This window comes from Clostridioides sp. ZZV15-6388, assembly GCF_020657755.1.
In the GTDB taxonomy this organism is placed as follows: domain Bacteria; phylum Bacillota; class Clostridia; order Peptostreptococcales; family Peptostreptococcaceae; genus Clostridioides.
Window position 1 is genome coordinate 1 of the sequence record NZ_JAGWCU010000166.1, and the last position, 202, is coordinate 202.

1 protein-coding gene is annotated in these 202 nt (G+C 29.7%); it reads left to right on the forward strand.

Annotated features, from left to right (window positions below; translation table 11 throughout):
• Positions 1-202 (forward strand): IS200/IS605 family transposase (gene tnpA, locus KGF48_RS20205; RefSeq protein ID WP_227868519.1); only part of this gene is annotated, 202 nt, incomplete at both ends.

Consider the following 202-nt stretch of genomic DNA (forward strand, 5'->3'; position numbering starts at 1 on the left):
TGTAAATATCATATAATATTTTGTCCTAAGTATCGTAAACCTGTTTTAGTTGGCGAAGTAGAAAAGATGTTAAAGGAGATAATACCATATAAAGCAGATGAACTTGGAGCAGAAATAATAGAAATGGAAATAAACAAAGACCATGTGCATTTATTAATATCATGTGACCCACAATTTGGAATCCATAAAGTAGTAAAAGGTT